Source organism: Serratia bockelmannii (assembly GCF_051803255.1).
GTDB lineage: Bacteria > Pseudomonadota > Gammaproteobacteria > Enterobacterales > Enterobacteriaceae > Serratia > Serratia bockelmannii.
The window spans coordinates 62,218-77,472 of sequence record NZ_CP196512.1 but is presented as its reverse complement, the minus strand read 5'-3'; the positions used below and the strand labels follow the sequence as shown (position 1 = coordinate 77,472).

Annotated in this window: 17 protein-coding genes and 1 tRNA gene; 6 read left to right on the top strand and 12 right to left on the bottom strand. The window is 59.2% G+C overall.

The window, feature by feature from the left end; all coding sequences use genetic code 11:
* Positions 1 to 182 precede the first annotated feature (182 nt).
* The 5 genes from ACSJLU_RS00365 to ACSJLU_RS00345 all read left to right on the top strand — a co-directional run bounded on the left by ACSJLU_RS00365 (position 183) and on the right by ACSJLU_RS00345 (position 3,966).
* Complete coding sequence (locus ACSJLU_RS00365; RefSeq protein WP_015376201.1) at positions 183 to 467, top strand: DUF3892 domain-containing protein; 285 nt, start codon at positions 183 to 185, stop codon at positions 465 to 467.
* Between the two features lie 133 nt (positions 468 to 600).
* Positions 601 to 1,824 (top strand): nucleotidyltransferase domain-containing protein, encoded by a 1,224-nt coding sequence (locus tag ACSJLU_RS00360; protein ID WP_015376200.1) that lies wholly within the window; start codon positions 601 to 603, stop codon positions 1,822 to 1,824.
* 1 nt (position 1,825) lies between these two features.
* The gene (locus ACSJLU_RS00355; protein ID WP_230201430.1) at positions 1,826 to 2,305 is read left to right on the top strand and encodes a hypothetical protein; all 480 of its coding nucleotides are present in this window, start codon (positions 1,826 to 1,828) and stop codon (positions 2,303 to 2,305) included.
* Positions 2,295 to 2,858, top strand: a complete 564-nt coding sequence (locus ACSJLU_RS00350) for a 3'-5' exonuclease (protein WP_015376198.1) — start codon at positions 2,295 to 2,297, stop codon at positions 2,856 to 2,858. Before ACSJLU_RS00355 ends, ACSJLU_RS00350 begins: the two co-directional genes overlap by 11 nt.
* Before the next feature lies 1 nt (position 2,859).
* Positions 2,860 to 3,966, top strand: coding sequence for an SAVED domain-containing protein (locus ACSJLU_RS00345; protein WP_015376197.1), 1,107 nt, complete (start codon positions 2,860 to 2,862; stop codon positions 3,964 to 3,966).
* A 248-nt stretch (positions 3,967 to 4,214) separates the two neighbouring features.
* Here the strand turns inward: ACSJLU_RS00345 and ACSJLU_RS00340 are convergent, their stop codons facing one another.
* The 10 genes from ACSJLU_RS00340 to ACSJLU_RS00295 all read right to left on the bottom strand — a co-directional run bounded on the left by ACSJLU_RS00340 (position 4,215) and on the right by ACSJLU_RS00295 (position 13,058).
* Positions 4,215 to 6,548 carry a primase-helicase zinc-binding domain-containing protein gene (locus ACSJLU_RS00340; protein ID WP_015376196.1) on the bottom strand — a complete coding sequence of 778 codons (2,334 nt, stop codon included), beginning with the start codon at positions 6,546 to 6,548 and terminating at the stop codon, positions 4,215 to 4,217.
* A gap of 10 nt (positions 6,549 to 6,558) precedes the next feature.
* A complete protein-coding gene (locus tag ACSJLU_RS00335) occupies positions 6,559 to 6,894 on the bottom strand; it encodes a DUF5375 family protein (protein ID WP_015376195.1) in 336 nt (111 codons plus the stop codon).
* A complete protein-coding gene (locus ACSJLU_RS00330; protein ID WP_016928972.1) occupies positions 6,891 to 7,154 on the bottom strand; it encodes a hypothetical protein in 264 nt (87 codons plus the stop codon). The genes ACSJLU_RS00335 and ACSJLU_RS00330 overlap by 4 nt, the downstream gene beginning before the upstream one ends.
* The gene (locus ACSJLU_RS00325) at positions 7,151 to 7,696 is read right to left on the bottom strand and encodes a host cell division inhibitor Icd-like protein (protein ID WP_072269882.1); all 546 of its coding nucleotides are present in this window, start codon (positions 7,694 to 7,696) and stop codon (positions 7,151 to 7,153) included. Before ACSJLU_RS00325 ends, ACSJLU_RS00330 begins: the two co-directional genes overlap by 4 nt.
* Before the next feature lie 5 nt (positions 7,697 to 7,701).
* Complete coding sequence (locus ACSJLU_RS00320; protein WP_016928974.1) at positions 7,702 to 7,947, bottom strand: hypothetical protein; 246 nt, start codon at positions 7,945 to 7,947, stop codon at positions 7,702 to 7,704.
* Positions 7,944 to 8,207, bottom strand: coding sequence for a helix-turn-helix transcriptional regulator (locus tag ACSJLU_RS00315; protein ID WP_016928975.1), 264 nt, complete (start codon positions 8,205 to 8,207; stop codon positions 7,944 to 7,946). The genes ACSJLU_RS00320 and ACSJLU_RS00315 overlap by 4 nt, the downstream gene beginning before the upstream one ends.
* Before the next feature lie 783 nt (positions 8,208 to 8,990).
* Complete coding sequence (locus tag ACSJLU_RS00310; protein WP_015376188.1) at positions 8,991 to 10,166, bottom strand: tyrosine-type recombinase/integrase; 1,176 nt, start codon at positions 10,164 to 10,166, stop codon at positions 8,991 to 8,993.
* A gap of 162 nt (positions 10,167 to 10,328) precedes the next feature.
* Positions 10,329 to 10,423: transfer RNA gene (locus ACSJLU_RS00305), tRNA-Sec, on the bottom strand.
* A gap of 100 nt (positions 10,424 to 10,523) precedes the next feature.
* A complete protein-coding gene (locus tag ACSJLU_RS00300; protein ID WP_025304806.1) occupies positions 10,524 to 11,867 on the bottom strand; it encodes an esterase-like activity of phytase family protein in 1,344 nt (447 codons plus the stop codon).
* A gap of 75 nt (positions 11,868 to 11,942) precedes the next feature.
* Positions 11,943 to 13,058, bottom strand: coding sequence for a cyanate transporter (locus ACSJLU_RS00295; protein ID WP_342093757.1), 1,116 nt, complete (start codon positions 13,056 to 13,058; stop codon positions 11,943 to 11,945).
* A gap of 210 nt (positions 13,059 to 13,268) precedes the next feature.
* On the opposite strand from ACSJLU_RS00295, the gene ACSJLU_RS00290 reads away from it, so the two are divergent.
* Positions 13,269 to 14,123: a LysR family transcriptional regulator gene (locus tag ACSJLU_RS00290; protein WP_149570660.1), complete on the top strand. Its 855-nt coding sequence runs from the start codon at positions 13,269 to 13,271 to the stop codon at positions 14,121 to 14,123.
* A gap of 6 nt (positions 14,124 to 14,129) precedes the next feature.
* Here the strand turns inward: ACSJLU_RS00290 and ACSJLU_RS00285 are convergent, their stop codons facing one another.
* Together ACSJLU_RS00285 and ACSJLU_RS00280 are read right to left on the bottom strand one after the other, a co-directional pair.
* Positions 14,130 to 14,570 (bottom strand): DNA-binding protein, encoded by a 441-nt coding sequence (locus ACSJLU_RS00285; protein WP_149570661.1) that lies wholly within the window; start codon positions 14,568 to 14,570, stop codon positions 14,130 to 14,132.
* Positions 14,521 to 15,141: a nucleotidyltransferase domain-containing protein gene (locus ACSJLU_RS00280; RefSeq protein ID WP_193402774.1), complete on the bottom strand. Its 621-nt coding sequence runs from the start codon at positions 15,139 to 15,141 to the stop codon at positions 14,521 to 14,523. The genes ACSJLU_RS00285 and ACSJLU_RS00280 overlap by 50 nt, the downstream gene beginning before the upstream one ends.
* Positions 15,142 to 15,255: the final 114 nt, after the last annotated feature.

The following is a 15,255-nucleotide window of genomic DNA, read 5'->3' as shown; positions in this document are numbered from 1 at the left end:
CGCCACAGATAATTAGAAACTTCAGCACCCGTAATAGACTGGCTATTGAATGCACCACCATTAGCCGACTATACATTTATAGCAGTGATTTCAACCCAGGTTATGTAAAGGGCTATCCGGGCCCATTATTTCTGTTTTCCCTTACGCCTATGCGTAAATATTTCCCTAACCGAGGAGTTGTTATGTCGGACCATCAAGTTACCTGTATCAGAAAATCCGATCGCCAAAACGCGCATGAGCGCATTCAGGCTATTGGCGGCGTCAACGCCGATGGCACCCGCTGGTCACTGCCCCAGGCAGACGCCATTGCCGGGATCGAGGCGGGCACCTGGCGCTTTTGGGTCACCGCAAATGGCCATTCCGTCTGGGTGATTATCTCAACCAGCGCGGCGGGGAATAAATACCTCAAAACGCAAAATGACGGCGAACACCCCAATAACCTGCTCAGCCTGCCGGAATGCCCCTGACGTCACCCGAGTTTCATGAGTGATACGGTGTGTGGGCCCGCTTGCGGCCCATCGCTTCACCCCTTTTTATTATTGGCCGCTGTGGCGTTCTCACACCCGCAGTACAGCGGCCCCCATAGCATAAGGAAATACTATGTACGGTTCCGCTACCGCCAGAAGCCTGCCGGCAGGAAAAAAGCAGCGTATCGCCGATTTATTATCGCAAATTATTGAAACGCTGGATCTCACCAAAACCCAATACGCCAACATCAAAAGCGCCTATAACGGGGTCGGCACCTTCCTGTCTGAAGGCGACGATCCGCTATTGCAAGATGCCGTTATTTACCCGCAGGGCAGCGTGCGGCTCAACACCACCGTTAAGCCCAAAAATGAAGAGCAATACGATATTGACCTGATTTGTTATCTGCCCCATGCCACCCAGGCGGATTATACCGGCGTAATATCGGCCATTCGCCGGCGACTGGAGTCGCATAACACTTATAAAGATCTACTAAGCGATTTACCCCGTGGATTCCGTATCAACTATGCCGGAGATTATCATCTGGATATCACGCCGGGCCGCGAACACACCGGCGCACAACATCCGGGCCAGCCGCTGTGGGTCGTAGATGCGCACACCGCCTGGAAGGAGTCCAACCCCAGCGGCTACGCCGAGTGGTTCGATAGCAGCGCCAGCGTGCAGCCCCTGCGCACCATTCTGGTCATGGATTCCGCCAGCCGCGTGGGCACCGAGGCGCTGCTCCCGCTGCCGGACAGCACCGACAAGAAATTGCTTAATCGCATCGTACAAATTCTCAAACGCCACCGTGACGAATGGGCCGCCGAGCAGGATGATGTCCGGCAGCGCTGCCGCCCGATTTCGGTCATCATCACCACGCTGGCTTGTCATGCCTACAACCACATCATTGCTGACAGGCGCTCCTACGACAACGACCTGGATATTCTGTTAGACGTGCTGGAACTGATGCCGGATTTCATTGTGTCGATACAGGGAGAAATACAGGTCAGCAACCCGCACATGCCGGAGGAAAACTTCGCCGAGAAGTGGAACCGCTCAGAGCAGGATGAGGGGCCTCAGCGCAGTGAAACCTTTTACCAGTGGCATGCCGCGGCCCAGGCGACGTTTAACACCATCGCCGCCAGCGTGGGGGAAGACAACCTGTTCCTGAGCCTCGAAGACGGCTTCGGCAAAAAGCCGGTCGATGTCGTCAGGCAACGTCTGATGGAGCATATGCAGTCGGCCAGAGAACAAGGCAGCCTGCAACTTGATAAGAAAACCGGCGGGCTGATCGCCACCGGCCTCGCCAGCACGGCGGCCCAGGCCGGCGTGCCTAAAAACACCTTCTACGGTGAATAACGTGGTTATCAAGCATCACTGCAAACCGCTGACCCTCGCCCAGCAATATCACGCGTTGAAAGCCGGCAGCCCGTATGAACGGCTGCGCATTATCCATCACGATCGCACCCTGCTATGGGAAGGATGGCTGCAACCCTCGCTGTTCAGCCGCCGCTACAAGGTCGCGATCCGATATAGCCTGCTCACCCCACCGATTTGCGTGGTGACAGAACCGGATCTCTTCGCGTTGGCCGGTACGCGGGCTATTCCGCACCTGTATCCCGCCGATAAGCATATTCCCGGCGCCAGGCTGTGCCTGTTTTTGCCTGGCTCACAGGCCGACAATGGGCTCAGCGAATGGCGCGCCCAGTTAAAAATCAGCGACACGATCATTCCCTGGGCGTCGCTCTGGCTGTTTTATTTTGAACAGTGGCTGCGCACCCGCGACTGGGAAGGCGGCGGCAAGCACCCACGCACCAGCGAGGTTAAAAATGAGCGTTGAACATGAAGGCTTTATCTCGGTCGATATTGAAACTGCCGGGCCCATACCCGGCGTGTGCAGCCTGCTCTCTATTGGCGCCTGCGTCATCGACAACCCGGCGGAACGCTTTTACATTGAAGTGCAGCCGCTGAATCTGCATTACGATCCTGAAGCGCTGGCCGTCACCGGTTTCAATCTGCAGACCCAAATAACCCGCGGCATCGATCCGAAAGCGGCCATGCAGCGATTTGCTCACTGGGTCACCGCGGTCACCGCGGTCACCGACGCCACGAGTAAACCGATTTTCGTCGGTTTCAATGCGGCTTTCGACTGGTCATTCATCAATTACTACTTTCACGTTTATCTCGGCCATAACCCGTTTGGCTTTGCCGCCCTCGATATCAAAGCCCTGTACATGGGGGCCACCGGCAGCCGCTGGCAAGACACCCGCTCCAGCCGTATCGACGCCCAATTTAATCTCAAAAATCACGGCAGCCACAACGCGCTGGATGACGCGCTGTATCAGGCCGAGATGTTTTTGAAGATCAAAGCACACATAAGGGAAAAACGCTGACATGGAAACGGCAAAATATATTCTGATAAAGCTGGTCGACTGGAAAACGCGCCAGCGGAAAATCCAATACCTCATCATGCTGCTTGGCGCCGGGATCCTGAGTGTGAACAACTCGCTGGGGAAGGCGTTAACGCTGGAGAAAGGCGATGCCCGCTTCTCGCTGGCCGTCTCCGAGGGGAATGTCATCACGGACTATTTCATCAATTTCGTGGCGGCATTCATCATTCTGGGGGGATTTGTCTGGCTGCTGGTCGACGCTTACCAGGAGGCTAAAATCACGGTGCGCAAAAAGGTGGTGGTTATCGAAGGGAGAGCGCTGCGGAAAGTCGCGACCACGCCGCTGTATAAAACGGTACCTCGTCATTTCAACGGAAAGATAGACGCATTAACCCTCGATATGACGCAGCGGATGCGGGATGGCGCAATCAGTCACCCGGAAGAGGCCTTTGACGACAATATCAGCACGCTGGCCAGCAATATCGCCACCCGCATTGACGGTATCGATCATCAGGATCTGACACTGGTGTATGGCGGGCAATTGCCGGTTCCGTTCACCTTCTACATTGGCGCCATTCTCGATGACAACGGCCCGGTCTGCGTCTATGACTGGGACCGAGCGCAAGAGGCCTGGCGGCTGATTGACAACAATGCCGATGATGACCGCGCCGATTTTAGCCTGATGGAAAGCCTCGTCACCTCAGCGGCCAAAGATGTGGTGCTGGCGATCTCGGTGTCCTACCAGGCCGACATTGCCGCCATACGCCAAACTTTCCCCACCTACCCGCTGTCACATCTCTCGCTGAACGCCACAACGCTCGGTAATCACTGGTCGCTGTCGAAACAAACCCGGCTGGCGCTGCAATTTATCGAACAGGTCAAAATGCTGACGGCGTGTGGCGCCGAACGCATCCACGTGATTTTGGCCGCCCCCAGCAGCATTGCGCTCAATTTCGGCCGCCGTTATGACAATCGCAATCTGGCGCGGCTCATTGTTTATCAGTATGAGAAAGAACAGCAGCCGGCCTACCCCTGGGGGGTGGTGATGCCGACGCAGGGGCAGCGTCGGGGCGCGGTCGTTAAGCCTCCCGCCGTTCCCTCATCCGACTGACTGTCGGGCAGCCCTGCGATTCAGTACAGCGTCAATAGGGGGGCGAAACGAGGATATAAAAAACCGGCCTGAGCCGGTTTGGGAGCGCTTGTCGTTATGATACCGGCCGCTCTGCGGCCGGGGTAATGCCCTGGTGTTGTTGCGTATTTTTCACTGTCACTATAGGCGGTGCGATGATTGAGCGTCCAATGGATTCGGCAGATCAATAAAGGGCAATTGATCGGCCCGGCCGATCGTCCTGCTCATCGTCACACCGCCCCACACTTCGGCAGCCAGTCCGCTTCGCACTCTTCACTCAATACCACATTGGTCTGCATCCCCAGCCGGGTTTTACGTTTGAGCAGAGTTTTCTCATACTCTCTCAGCGTCTGCGGCACCGCGAGACCAAAGGCCGTCAGGTTCATCACGTGCTGATAGCCCCGTGCCGCCATAAACGACAGGTAGGCGTGATACAGGTAGCGACGCGGATTCGGCGGGGTGATGTTGGCATTGCCTATCATCATGCCTTCCGGGGTGCCGAGCACCGTCAGGTAACCGCAGAAGTCAACCAGCGGGTCGGCCTGGCGTTTGATGGTCAGCGCCTCGTCCGAGCTTTGCTGCGCCTGGAGCAGTGTGCGGGCCTCGTTCGGGTTGGCGAAGCGCTGCATCAGGTGGCGCACGATGACTGCCAGCTCTTGGGTGATTTTGTCCAGCAACTGCGGGTCGCGCTCGATCAGCGGTATCGCGTTCGGGAAGGTAATAATCACTCGTCGCCGGGAGACCCCGCCGCTGCGGTCGCTGAACTGCATCGGGTTGTTGTTGACCGCCAAAATCACCGCCGGGATATGGGCGGCGTAAGCGTCGCGGTATTTCGGGTCGATGGCGACCGCGTCGCCGCCGGTGATGGCCTTGATACCCGCCCCGTCACCGCTCCACTTTTCCTGGTCGGGCAGGAGTATCAGTGAGAAGCCGACCACGCTGGCGCGCTCGCGCGCCGACTCCAGGTTATCGATGGTGGCAGAGGTGGTATTGTCGGCACCGGCCAGCAACCGGGCGATGGCCGCCATCACGCTCTTGCCGCTGCCACCGGGGCCGGTCACTTCGAGGAACAGCTGCCAGTCATAGCGGTTGGCCAGTACCATAAAGAGCGCCGCGAGGATGCGCTCCTGTTTATCGTGGTTGCCCCCGGCGGCCCGCGTCAGCCACTGCCAGAAATGCGGCGCATGGTCGGCCAGGTTCTCCCCGGCACGCGGCGGCGTATAGTCCACGCTGTTGACGGTGCGCAGCCAGTGCTCTTGCCGGTGGGCGCTGAACTGCCCGCTAACGGTATCAAACACTCCGTTACGAAAGCCTATCAACCGGCGGGCCGGGTCGCCCATCTGCGGAACCATCAGCTTGAGGGTGTCCAAAATGCTGTTGATACCGGCGGCGGAGAACGGTGCGCGCACCTTCTGGAACAATGCGGCAATCTCCCGGCTCAGCTGCCGGTGCGGCAGCACCTGCCAGGCGCCACGCGTATAGCGGCACAGCTCTTCCCCCACCGGTGGCACCGCCAGGGTGTTGCCGTAGTGCTCGGCCAGCAGTTCGGCTTTCTCGCTGGCGCTCATGGCTTTCAAATCGGCATCGCTCAGCGTGTCGAACGGGCTGGGCTGCGGCGGCTGGCTGAACGCCCGGAGCTGGGCACGCGTAGCGTCTGCCCCTTCCCGGCCATAAACGTCGTTCCAGTCGCCCTCCGTGGGCGGTAGCGCCGGAGTGCCGCCGGTGAGTGCGGCCGCCTCGGCGGCACGGGTCTGCCCGGTGCCGCTGCGGTCATTATCGGCCGCCAGCAGCAGCCGTGCGTCCGGGTAGTGGCTGCGTACCTGCTCCGCCACGGCCGCCAGGTTGTTGGCGCTGAGCGCCACGCACACCGTCTCACCGGTCAGGCGGTGCACGGTGAGACCGGTGGCGTAGCCTTCGGTGAGCCAGATAACCGCGCTGTCCGGGCCGTTCAGAATGTGGCAGGCGGCTTTCACCTGCCCGCCTGCCAGCATGCGTTTATCACCGTTGGCGTTAATCAGCTGCACGTTGACCACCTCACCCTCGGCATTATGCAGCGGCAACAGCAGGTCGCCGGGGTGGAAGGTGATACCGCCAACGCGCAGCGGTTGCCCCTGCAAGGTCAGGGTTTCTGCCTCCGGCCAGCCTTTGGCGCTCAGATAGGCGTTGCCGGTCTGGGACTGAGCGGCAGCCACCAGAGCCTGTGCCTGTCGCGCGGCCTTGCGCTGGGCCTCGGCCTTGTCTTGTGGTGAATGACCGGCCTTAGCGGCCGGTGGTAAAGTGCTGGCATTATCCCCCATCACGGCAGCCACCTGTTCGGCGGCAGCCCGGGCAGACAGTGACAGGGCCTTTTCCACCAGGTTGAGGCCGTCACCGGCCCCGCACTGATTACAGAACCAGGTGCCGCGTCCGTCCTGATTGTCGAAGCGGAAGCGGTCTTTGCCGCCGCAGGTCGGGCACGGCTGCGGCTTGCCGTTTGGCTGCAAGGCAATGCCGAGGGCCGGGAGTATCACCGGCCAGTGGCCAGTGGCGGTACGTACGGTCTGGGAAACGAACTGGGCGCTCATGGTTTTCTCCTCAGTGTACGGTGGCGTTCTGTGCCGCCGACAGGCGCTCGCAGCACAGCTCGTCCATCATCTTTTGCCCCAGCGCGGTCAGGCGCGGCGCGGCCACCAGAACGTCCGGCTGCACCATATCACTCAGCATGGTGCACGCCATGTCCATGCCATCCTCTGCGCCGTACTGACGCACAAAGTGCCCTTCCAGACGCAGGGCAATCGTCATCTGCAGCTCGTCCAGCGTGTACCCGAGGCTCACCCGGTAAAAGGCGCAGGTGTCCAGATAGGCTTGTGCCACGGCGCGGCGGAAAACGGCGGTACGGACTTCAATCGGTAAACAGGATGCAGTGTTCATGCGGCGGTGGCCTCCATGCGGGCAAGGATTTGGGTTTCACAGGTGTTGACGACGTGGCCGAGCTGGTCGGTCAGCAAGGCAATGACCGAGGCAAACGATGCCTGTTGCACGGCGTCGGGGCGCTGCCCGCCGAGGTCGAGGGTGTCCAGCAGGTCAAGGAACAGCACGCCGGTGGCGTGCGCATGCTGGAGACGCAGAAAATCGGCATGCGGGATTGGGTAATGGGTGTCGCGGTAGTAGCGGTCGGCCAGGGTATTCATGCTGCCGCCTTAACCGGCAGACGACCGGCAAAGGACAACACGTAATCACGGGCCAGCAGGCGGCGGGCGTTGCGTTCGGTATCTGCCACGGTGCGTACAATACGCGGTGAAGCCGTCAGCGCAGACCGGCGCACGGCCGCAAACAAAAAGCAAAATGTCGGGTGAGTCGGGGTGAGGGTCGTAGCCATAACGGCAGCCTCCAAGGTTAGCGAATTACCGCTACCACCGGAGTTCCTACACTCAATGGTGGTAGCCCAGACGGGGGTAGGAATACCGGCAACCTTGGAAACCGGCCAGCCCGAAGGCTGCCCCGCCTGAGCCACCATTGATTGACTGCTGCGGTAGCATAACATCCACCGCGCAAAAAATGAGCGCACTAAGGCTGTGACATAAAAAAACACGCGTGGCGCGTGTTGTGTCGCCAAGATTAAACACGGGTTCCTACGCCCGGCGGCCGATTTTGCGGCAGCGGGAGGACTATAGCGCAGGGCCGGACGTGGGGGCAAGCCGTAAGATGCCCCCGGACGTTCAATCGATTGCATAGTGATCAACAGTCGGTCAGCTGGTCGTTGCGAGTATCGGCCGCCGCGCAGGTCAGCAGCACCGGCCCGGCGCGAAACAGGCGCGGCTCAGCCTGGCGACTCGCCAGACGAATAACGCCGTGTTTTTCACTGCGGTGCTCCGGCAAGACGACGCCAGGCTCTTTACGCTGCAACAGTATAGCTTCCGCCACAAACAGCGCGTCGCGCTCATCAAGGGTGAAATGCTGGCGACCAAAGGTTAGCTGCATCATGCGGCGGCCCCCTGGTGACGGTTAGCGATACGTTCGTCCATCCACTGCTCGACCTCAGAGGCCAGCCAGGCGACGTTTTTACCGCCGAGGGAGAGCTGGGCCGGGAACTGCCGGCGGCTCATCATCTCGTACACGGTGGAGCGGGATAGACCGGTGGTGTAGAGCACTTCCGGCAGGCGGATAAAGCGCTCGCGCGGGGTGTAACTGCCAGGAATAACCGGCGGCGGGGTGGATGGGGTGGGGGTGGAAACGGTCAACATAAAACGCTACCTCTTGGTGTCCGGCCAACGCTGGCCGGGACTGTGTGAACTTCGGTAGCGCCCTATTATGTGAATATTTACCGGAGTGGCAACAAGGCGTTGTTGTGTGGTGGGACAGCTTTTATGCCTATTTTTCAACCAAATGGGCATATAGGTTAATATTGACCTTTATTGGCAAACCTTGGCAAACCTAAAAAATAAACGAGCCATGAATAGCCGTTTATTAATAGGCAGAAACAGGCGTACAAGCACAACCCCAGGCTAGCCAGAGAAAAGGCCCTTCTTAGCCGAGTGAGCAGCAGTGAACACCGGGTGACGAGTGAGGAAATGACTCATCACAGTTTTATTTATTGATTTAACTAATTTTTTATCCAAGTGAACAGTAGTGAAGAGTTTAAAGAAGAACTAGAACCGCAAAGGTGATTTTGCAATCAATATCTGAGGCGGCCAAATAACAAAAACGCAGACGGGAAGAAAGGCGGCGTAAGACCCCATATATGGCCTCGCTATAATGAGATAATCACGCCCGCTTCCATCACGCGCGCCCTATCCTTCCCCAAAAACAGCCTTTTTCCTGGCTAGCGAGTGTCAAAAAACGCGTGCATGCATAAGGTGCATGATTTTGCATACAAGAACATGCATTATTTATCCCCTGCCGCGCCAGCAGCGGCGCGGCCTGCGGCCTCTCATGCACCTGCATGAAAAGTGACACATAAAGCGGGCAGGCGTGGCGGGGGTAGCATTGCGCGCCAAGGGGTTTTAACGATTTATTGGCGGCATTTTCTAGCGAGCAAGGCCCGAGATAAAATCGGCGTACCATTGCAGCATCACACGGCGTTTCTCAAGGTACTGCGCATGGTTGTAGGTACCGCGAATACCGTTCTTGTCCACGTGGGCAAGCTGCATCTCTATCCAGGCAGAGTCAAACCCTTGCTCATGCAAAATAGTAGACATCGTATGCCTGAAACCGTGACCGGTAGCTCGCCCCTTATACCCAAGCAGCTCTATTACCTGATTCACGCTTTCTTTGCTTATGGGTTTCCTACGATTGTTTCGTCCAATGAAAATGTAAGGATAGTGACCTGTGATCGGTTGTAGCTGTTTAAGCAATTCAACCGCCTGAGTAGAGAGCGGTACAATGTGCGGGCGGCGCATTTTCATGCGCTCGGCGGGAATCTCCCAGATACCCCGTTCAAAATCAATTTCCTCCCATGTAGCAAAGCGCATTTCTTGCGTGCGGACGCCGGTCAGCATAACGATCTTCGCTGCATTCTTGGTGATGATGCTGCCGGTATATCCCTCCAAATCCTTAACAAAATAAGGCAGTTCCTCGGCCGAAAGGAACGGGTGATGCTTTTGCTTGGGAACGGCTAATGCGCTGGCCAGATCTGGGGCTGGGTTATATTCTGCCCTACCGGTAATAATGGCGTAGCGGAATACCTCTCCGCAGCGCTGGCGTACCTTACGGGTCTTTTCCAATGCCCCACGCTTCTCAATGCGCCGTAGCACTTCCAGCAGCTCCAAGGGCTTAATTTCTGCAATCGGACGTTGACCAATGTACGGAAACACATCCTGCTCAAAGGTACGCATGATTTCTTCCCTGTAGGCCAGAGTCCACCGGTTAGCCTTGTTCGTGTGCCACTCGCGGCTAATAGCTTCAAAGGAATTCTCAACAGAAAGCTTCCGAGCGAGCTTTTGCGCCTTTTTCTCGGCTACAGGGTCAATGCCATTAGCAACTTGCTTACGGGCCTCTCCGCGCTTTTCTCGCGCGTCGGCCAGCGTTACCAAAGGGTAGGTACCAAAGGACATTAGCTTGGCTTTTCCGGCATAGCGATAGCGAAAACGCCAACCTTTACTCCCGTCAGTGTTGATAAGGAGAGACAGGCCTTGGCCATCGTTGAGGGTGTAGGGCTTTTCCTGCGGCTTGGAACGTCGAATTTGTATGTCAGTTAGGAGCATGTGTATAAGTGGATTCTGTGTATAAAAACATTATACGCACCATTATACACATTTTTCTCGGATTCAGGCGGTAACGCACGGACACCAGCGGACAATAAAACCATATAACAAATTGATTTTATGCATTTTAATGGACTTTTCAGGAACTACCCGGACAATCTTTGGCGGAAGATCACAGGAGTCGAACCTGCCCAGGACCGCTGGCGGCCCCAACCGGATTTGAAGTCCGGCCGCCCCACCGGGGACGAGGATCTTCCTTGGAGAAGAGAAGAAGCAAGGCGCTGATTATAGCGCAGTTTGTTCGTTGCGCTAAGCGGGAAATGGCGGCCGCCGGCGATTCGGCGGCCAGGGGGAGCGCTACTTCAGGAAATCCTTCACGTCCAGCAGGATGAACTCGTTGTCATCCGCCATATTGGGCTGGCGGCTGGAGGAGAACGGGAAGTTATTGTCGTTACCGACGATGATGTGGTTGGCGTCCACCACGTCCACGTTCTCGATGGTGAAGAACGGGAAGGTCAGCACGCCGTCGTTCAGCGGCTTGCGCGCCAGCTTGTTCGGATCCTGAATGTTCATCAGGTCGATATAGCCCAGTTTTTCGACCGGTTTGCCGACGTTGGCGTCCGAGAAGGCGATTTTATACACCCGCTTGAACTTGGCCACCTGGCTGAAGCAGTTGTCGGTCGGCGCGCCGGCGGCGCAGGCTTTATCCGGCGTGCCTTCGCCGTTGTCGCGCTCGATCACCAGCCCGTGGGTGGCGTCGATCATGTTGAAGTCGCCGATGGCGTTCTGGTTGTCTTCCAGCACGTACTGCCAGCTGCGGCCGGTCCAGGCCTGCTGTTTGACGTCGAACTCCAGTACCCGCAGGTAGCGTTTACCGCCGACGTTCTCGAACTGCTCGCCGTCCCACAGCGCCCCTTCCAGCAGCGGGTACAGCTTGCTGCCGTCCGGCGAGGCGGCCATGCCTTCAAAGCCTTTGGAGCGCGCCACCTGGAAGTTCTGCTTGCCGTCCGGCGCGCCCGGCAGGGTCAGCGTCGGGTTGTCCGGCGATTTCACCACCTTGCCGTCTACCTGGGTGTCGAACACTGCCAGCACCTTGCCGTTCAGGTCGGCCTTGATCAGGTAAGGCCCGAACTCTTCACCGATCCACAAGGCATCATCGGCAAACTGGAAGCTTTCCGGATCGAAATCACTGCCGGTCAGATAACGTTTCTCGGTGCTTTCGTTGATGATGTGAAACGGCACCTTTTTATCCGGATCGTGCAGGAACACCGTCTTCAGCGGCGCGACCGTGCCGTCTTTGAAATCGATCTTGTAGTGGTTGAGGTACAGCATGGCGTCCGGGGAGTTGGCCTTGCTGCCGAAGCCGTTGTCGGTCAGCACCCAGTAGGTGCCGTCGGGCATGTGTTTGATGCCGGAGTGGCCCTGCAGCGGCTGGCCGTCGATCGGCAGGCCGAGGCCGGTCAGGCGATCGGCGGATTTGCCCGCCACGCTGCCCAGCTCGGTGACGCGTTTGCCGCTGGTGTATTTGCCGCTCTGCTGCAGATCGCTCGGCGCGTCCTTCGGCGTGGAAACGGCGGATTTCACCGGCAGCAGCGCATGCCCGGCCAGCGTCGCTTGCACCGGCTGCGCGTCGGCCCACAGGTTGGCGCTCAGCGCCATGCAGCCGACCAGCAGCGCCAACCGGGTTTTGGTGTTGTGCATGTCATTGTCCCTTTTCGTTGTTATCGCCCAGAAGTAAAAGCAACGTCACTATAGGGAGCGGCAATGACAGAAATATTATTCGGCGAACGCCCGCCGGTAGCTGTGCGGATGGAAGCGCCAGGTGATGGCGATCAGCACCACCACCAGCAGCGCGTGGATCTGCCAGTCCAGCACGAAGCCGCCGCTGTAGTCGCGCAGCAGGCCGGAAAGGTAAGGCGTGACGCCCGCCAGCAGGAAGCCGACGCCCTGCATGAAGGCCACCAGTCGCCCGGCCGCCGCCGGCTGGTGCAGGTGATCGAGCGCCAGCACCAGGCACAGCGGGAACGCGCCGCCCAGCCCCAGCCCGGAAACCAGCACCCACAGCCACGGCAACGTCTGCGGCAGATAAATCAGGCCGATAAAGCCGATCAGCTGCATCATCAGCGCCAGCAACAGCAGCGGCCGCCGGTCATGATTGCGCGCCAGCGCCGGCAGCAGCAGCGCCCCCACCACCTGGCCAAAGGTCATCAACGCCAGCAGCGAACCGCTGGCCTGCGGCTGCCAGCCGAGCTGCATGTAATACGGCGGCAGCCAGGCGATCAGGCTGGTATAGCCGCCGTTGATCAGGCCGAAATAGGCGCCGAGCAGCCAGGCGCGCCGGTTGCGCAGCAGGCCTGGCCCGCGGTGTTCTCCCGCCGCGCCCAGGCGAGACAGCCCACGGCTGACCGGCCACCAGGCCACTAGCGCCACCAGGGCCGGCAACGCCCACCAGGCCAGCGCGCTGTGCCAGTCGTGCCCTACGCTCATCAGCCACGGGGTGATCGCCGCCCCCAACCCGCCGCCGCCCATCAGCGCCGCCGACCACAGCCCGGCCACCAGCGCCATGCTTTTAAGGAAGTGATGCTTGATGATGCCGGGCATCACCGCCTGGATCACCCCGATACCGAGCCCGCCCAGCACCGCGCTCATCAGCAGTTGCACGCTGCCGGGGGCCAGTTCGCGCCAAAGCGCGCCCAGCCCGATCGCCAGCAGGCTCAACGTCACGGCGCTGCGTTCGCTGAACAGCCGATTGATGGTGCCGCCCGCCAGCGCCATCAGCCCCATCATCAGCACCGGCAGCGTGGTCAACAGCGCCGCGCCGCCAAAACTCAGCCCGGTGGCCTGGCGCAACGTCGGCAGCAACGGGCCGATCGAAGTCAACAGCGGCCGCATGTTCAGGCCGATCAACACCAGCGCCAGCAGCAGAGGGTTGAGCCAGCGGCGCGGGGAAGGTGAATTAACAGAATGATTTAACACGGCATATTCCTGGTACTGCGAAATGAAGAGTGCGGCGTCACAACGCGATCGCCGCAGCGTTGCGTTACTGTAGGCAACGCCGCTAGTATTGGGAAATTAAATAATAAAATAGCCAACAGTGGGAAAATGAATCGCTACCCGATGTTCAATCCGCAGCTGCTGCTCAGCTTCGTCGCCGTGTGCGACAGCAACAGCTTCACCCGCGCCGCAGAGAGGGTGTTTTTGTCGCAGTCCACCGTCAGCCAGCAGGTGCGCCGGCTGGAAGAGATGCTGGGCAAGCCGCTGTTTGAGCGCTCCTCGCATCAGGTGCTGCTGACCGAAGAAGGCGTCAAGCTGTTGAGCTACGCGCGCCGCATTATCGCGCTGAATGAAGAAGCCCACGACGCGCTGACCGGCATCTGGCGCGACGGCGTGCTGCGGATCGGCATGCCGGAGGATTTCGCCGTGCCCACCACCGAGCTGCTGGCCGACTTCAGCCGTGAGCACCCGCACCTGCGGCTGGACGTCGCCAGCGGCCTGAGCGCCGATCTGCACAGCGCCTACGCGCGTGAAGAGCTGGATCTGATCCTGGTGAAACAGCGCCGCCGGCAACCGCCGCGCGCCGCGCGGCCGGAACCGCTGCTGTGGCTGGACAGCCTGGCCTTCCCGGCCATCGAGCAATCGCCGGTGCCGCTGGCGGTGTTTCCGCTCAACGGCCTATACCGCGACGAGCTGTGCCAGGCGCTCGACAACCTCGGCAAACGCTGGCGCATCGGCTACAGCAGCGCCAGCCTGGCGGCGCTGACCGCCGCTTCGGCCGCCGGGCTGGGCGTCACCCTGCTGCCGGCCGGCTGCCGTCTGCCCGCGCACCGGGTGCTGGGCGGAGCCGAAGGATTGCCGCCGATAGACAGCTTCGAACTGGCGCTCTACTACCGCGACGGCGCCCCTGCCGCCACGCTGGCGCTGGCCCAGCGGCTAACGGTGTTTTGCGGGTTGAAATGAGACCGCTTACGCCACTATCTGCGGATATTCGCGCTGCAGCCAGTCGATAATCCGTACCCACAGCGCTTCTGTCTGCTCAAGGCAAGCTTGTACCGCCGCGTCCGTCACCAAGTCGCCGGAATAATCCGCCACGTTGCGCTGTTTTCGCAATGCATCCAGGCAGATCATTGCCTCGCGCGGCAACCCTACAGTGAGCGGCAACGTTTGGATCATGGTCTGGTGATGACCAGGCCTGCTGGTCAGCGTGCGGTATCCTTTGGCTTGCAAAGCGGCATTCGCCATTTGCATGACCGCTTTATATGCCGTGTCGAAACGGCTCTCATTGCTGAGCTGAGTGATACCCGCATCGCGTCGGTTGCGAGCGGCAGCGGCCAGCAGTTTTTTAATCGCCCCCGCGTCAGGCGTTATCACCTCCAGTCCCAGCCCGACCAGATTGTCCAGCGTCATCCTTGTCTCCCGCAATCCAGAGTTGGGGTTTCTGCATAATGTCCTGAATAAACGCGGAGTTCTCGGCCAAAACCGCTCGCCACTCTTCCGGCGAGTACAGTTTGGGGTTAATTTCCCGACCCAGCGTTGCCTGCAGCGGATAAACCGCCTGAATTACATCCGCAAAAGACAGTTTACCGACGATCAGAACATCGATATCACTGGCCGCCGTCGCTTTGCCACTGGCGACGGAACCAAAGATGAAAGCCCGTTCAATGTCCTCCCCAAATCCTGCCAGCACATGCCGTAAGCGCGCAGCCGGGCCGCAGGTCTTGCGGAAAATCGCCGCCAGCTCGGGAAAAATCAGGCAATCGGCGTTAGCCTGATAGCAAATTTGGTTGCCCTGCCGCTTCCTGAGCAAGATGCCGCCTTCAGCCAGCCGGCTCAACTCTTTATGTAAAGTCCCGGCCTGAGTTGCGGTGCGCCGCGCAATTTCTCGCACATGAAACGCCTGCCCGGCTTCAATAAACAGCAGGCTTAGCACTTTTCTACGGTATTCGCTGAACAGTAATTCGAGCATCGGATCGTGCATCACGCTGACCTCAATGTAGCTTTAATGACTACAAATGTAGCCATTAAAGCTACGAAAGAGCAAGCCAAGAGCACCATTCCGCCGGCAGACGCCGATCATTACCAAATCGAATAG

Coding starts and splice junctions, on each gene's coding strand:
- ACSJLU_RS00345 (WP_015376197.1), top strand. CDS start 2,860: ATGGAAACGGCAAAATATATTCTGATAAAGCTGGTCGACTGGAAAACG.
- ACSJLU_RS00315 (WP_016928975.1), bottom strand. CDS start 8,207: ATGTTGACCGTTTCCACCCCCACCCCATCCACCCCGCCGCCGGTTATT.
- ACSJLU_RS00320 (WP_016928974.1), bottom strand. CDS start 7,947: ATGATGCAGCTAACCTTTGGTCGCCAGCATTTCACCCTTGATGAGCGC.
- ACSJLU_RS00295 (WP_342093757.1), bottom strand. CDS start 13,058: ATGCGGCCGCTGTTGACTTCGATCGGCCCGTTGCTGCCGACGTTGCGC.
- ACSJLU_RS00285 (WP_149570661.1), bottom strand. CDS start 14,570: ATGACGCTGGACAATCTGGTCGGGCTGGGACTGGAGGTGATAACGCCT.
- ACSJLU_RS00340 (WP_015376196.1), bottom strand. CDS start 6,548: ATGAGCGCCCAGTTCGTTTCCCAGACCGTACGTACCGCCACTGGCCAC.
- ACSJLU_RS00310 (WP_015376188.1), bottom strand. CDS start 10,166: ATGCTCCTAACTGACATACAAATTCGACGTTCCAAGCCGCAGGAAAAG.
- ACSJLU_RS00365 (WP_015376201.1), top strand. CDS start 183: ATGTCGGACCATCAAGTTACCTGTATCAGAAAATCCGATCGCCAAAAC.
- ACSJLU_RS00350 (WP_015376198.1), top strand. CDS start 2,295: ATGAGCGTTGAACATGAAGGCTTTATCTCGGTCGATATTGAAACTGCC.
- ACSJLU_RS00290 (WP_149570660.1), top strand. CDS start 13,269: ATGAATCGCTACCCGATGTTCAATCCGCAGCTGCTGCTCAGCTTCGTC.
- ACSJLU_RS00300 (WP_025304806.1), bottom strand. CDS start 11,867: ATGCACAACACCAAAACCCGGTTGGCGCTGCTGGTCGGCTGCATGGCG.
- ACSJLU_RS00330 (WP_016928972.1), bottom strand. CDS start 7,154: ATGAATACCCTGGCCGACCGCTACTACCGCGACACCCATTACCCAATC.
- ACSJLU_RS00280 (WP_193402774.1), bottom strand. CDS start 15,141: ATGCACGATCCGATGCTCGAATTACTGTTCAGCGAATACCGTAGAAAA.
- ACSJLU_RS00325 (WP_072269882.1), bottom strand. CDS start 7,696: ATGCAATCGATTGAACGTCCGGGGGCATCTTACGGCTTGCCCCCACGT.
- ACSJLU_RS00335 (WP_015376195.1), bottom strand. CDS start 6,894: ATGAACACTGCATCCTGTTTACCGATTGAAGTCCGTACCGCCGTTTTC.
- ACSJLU_RS00360 (WP_015376200.1), top strand. CDS start 601: ATGTACGGTTCCGCTACCGCCAGAAGCCTGCCGGCAGGAAAAAAGCAG.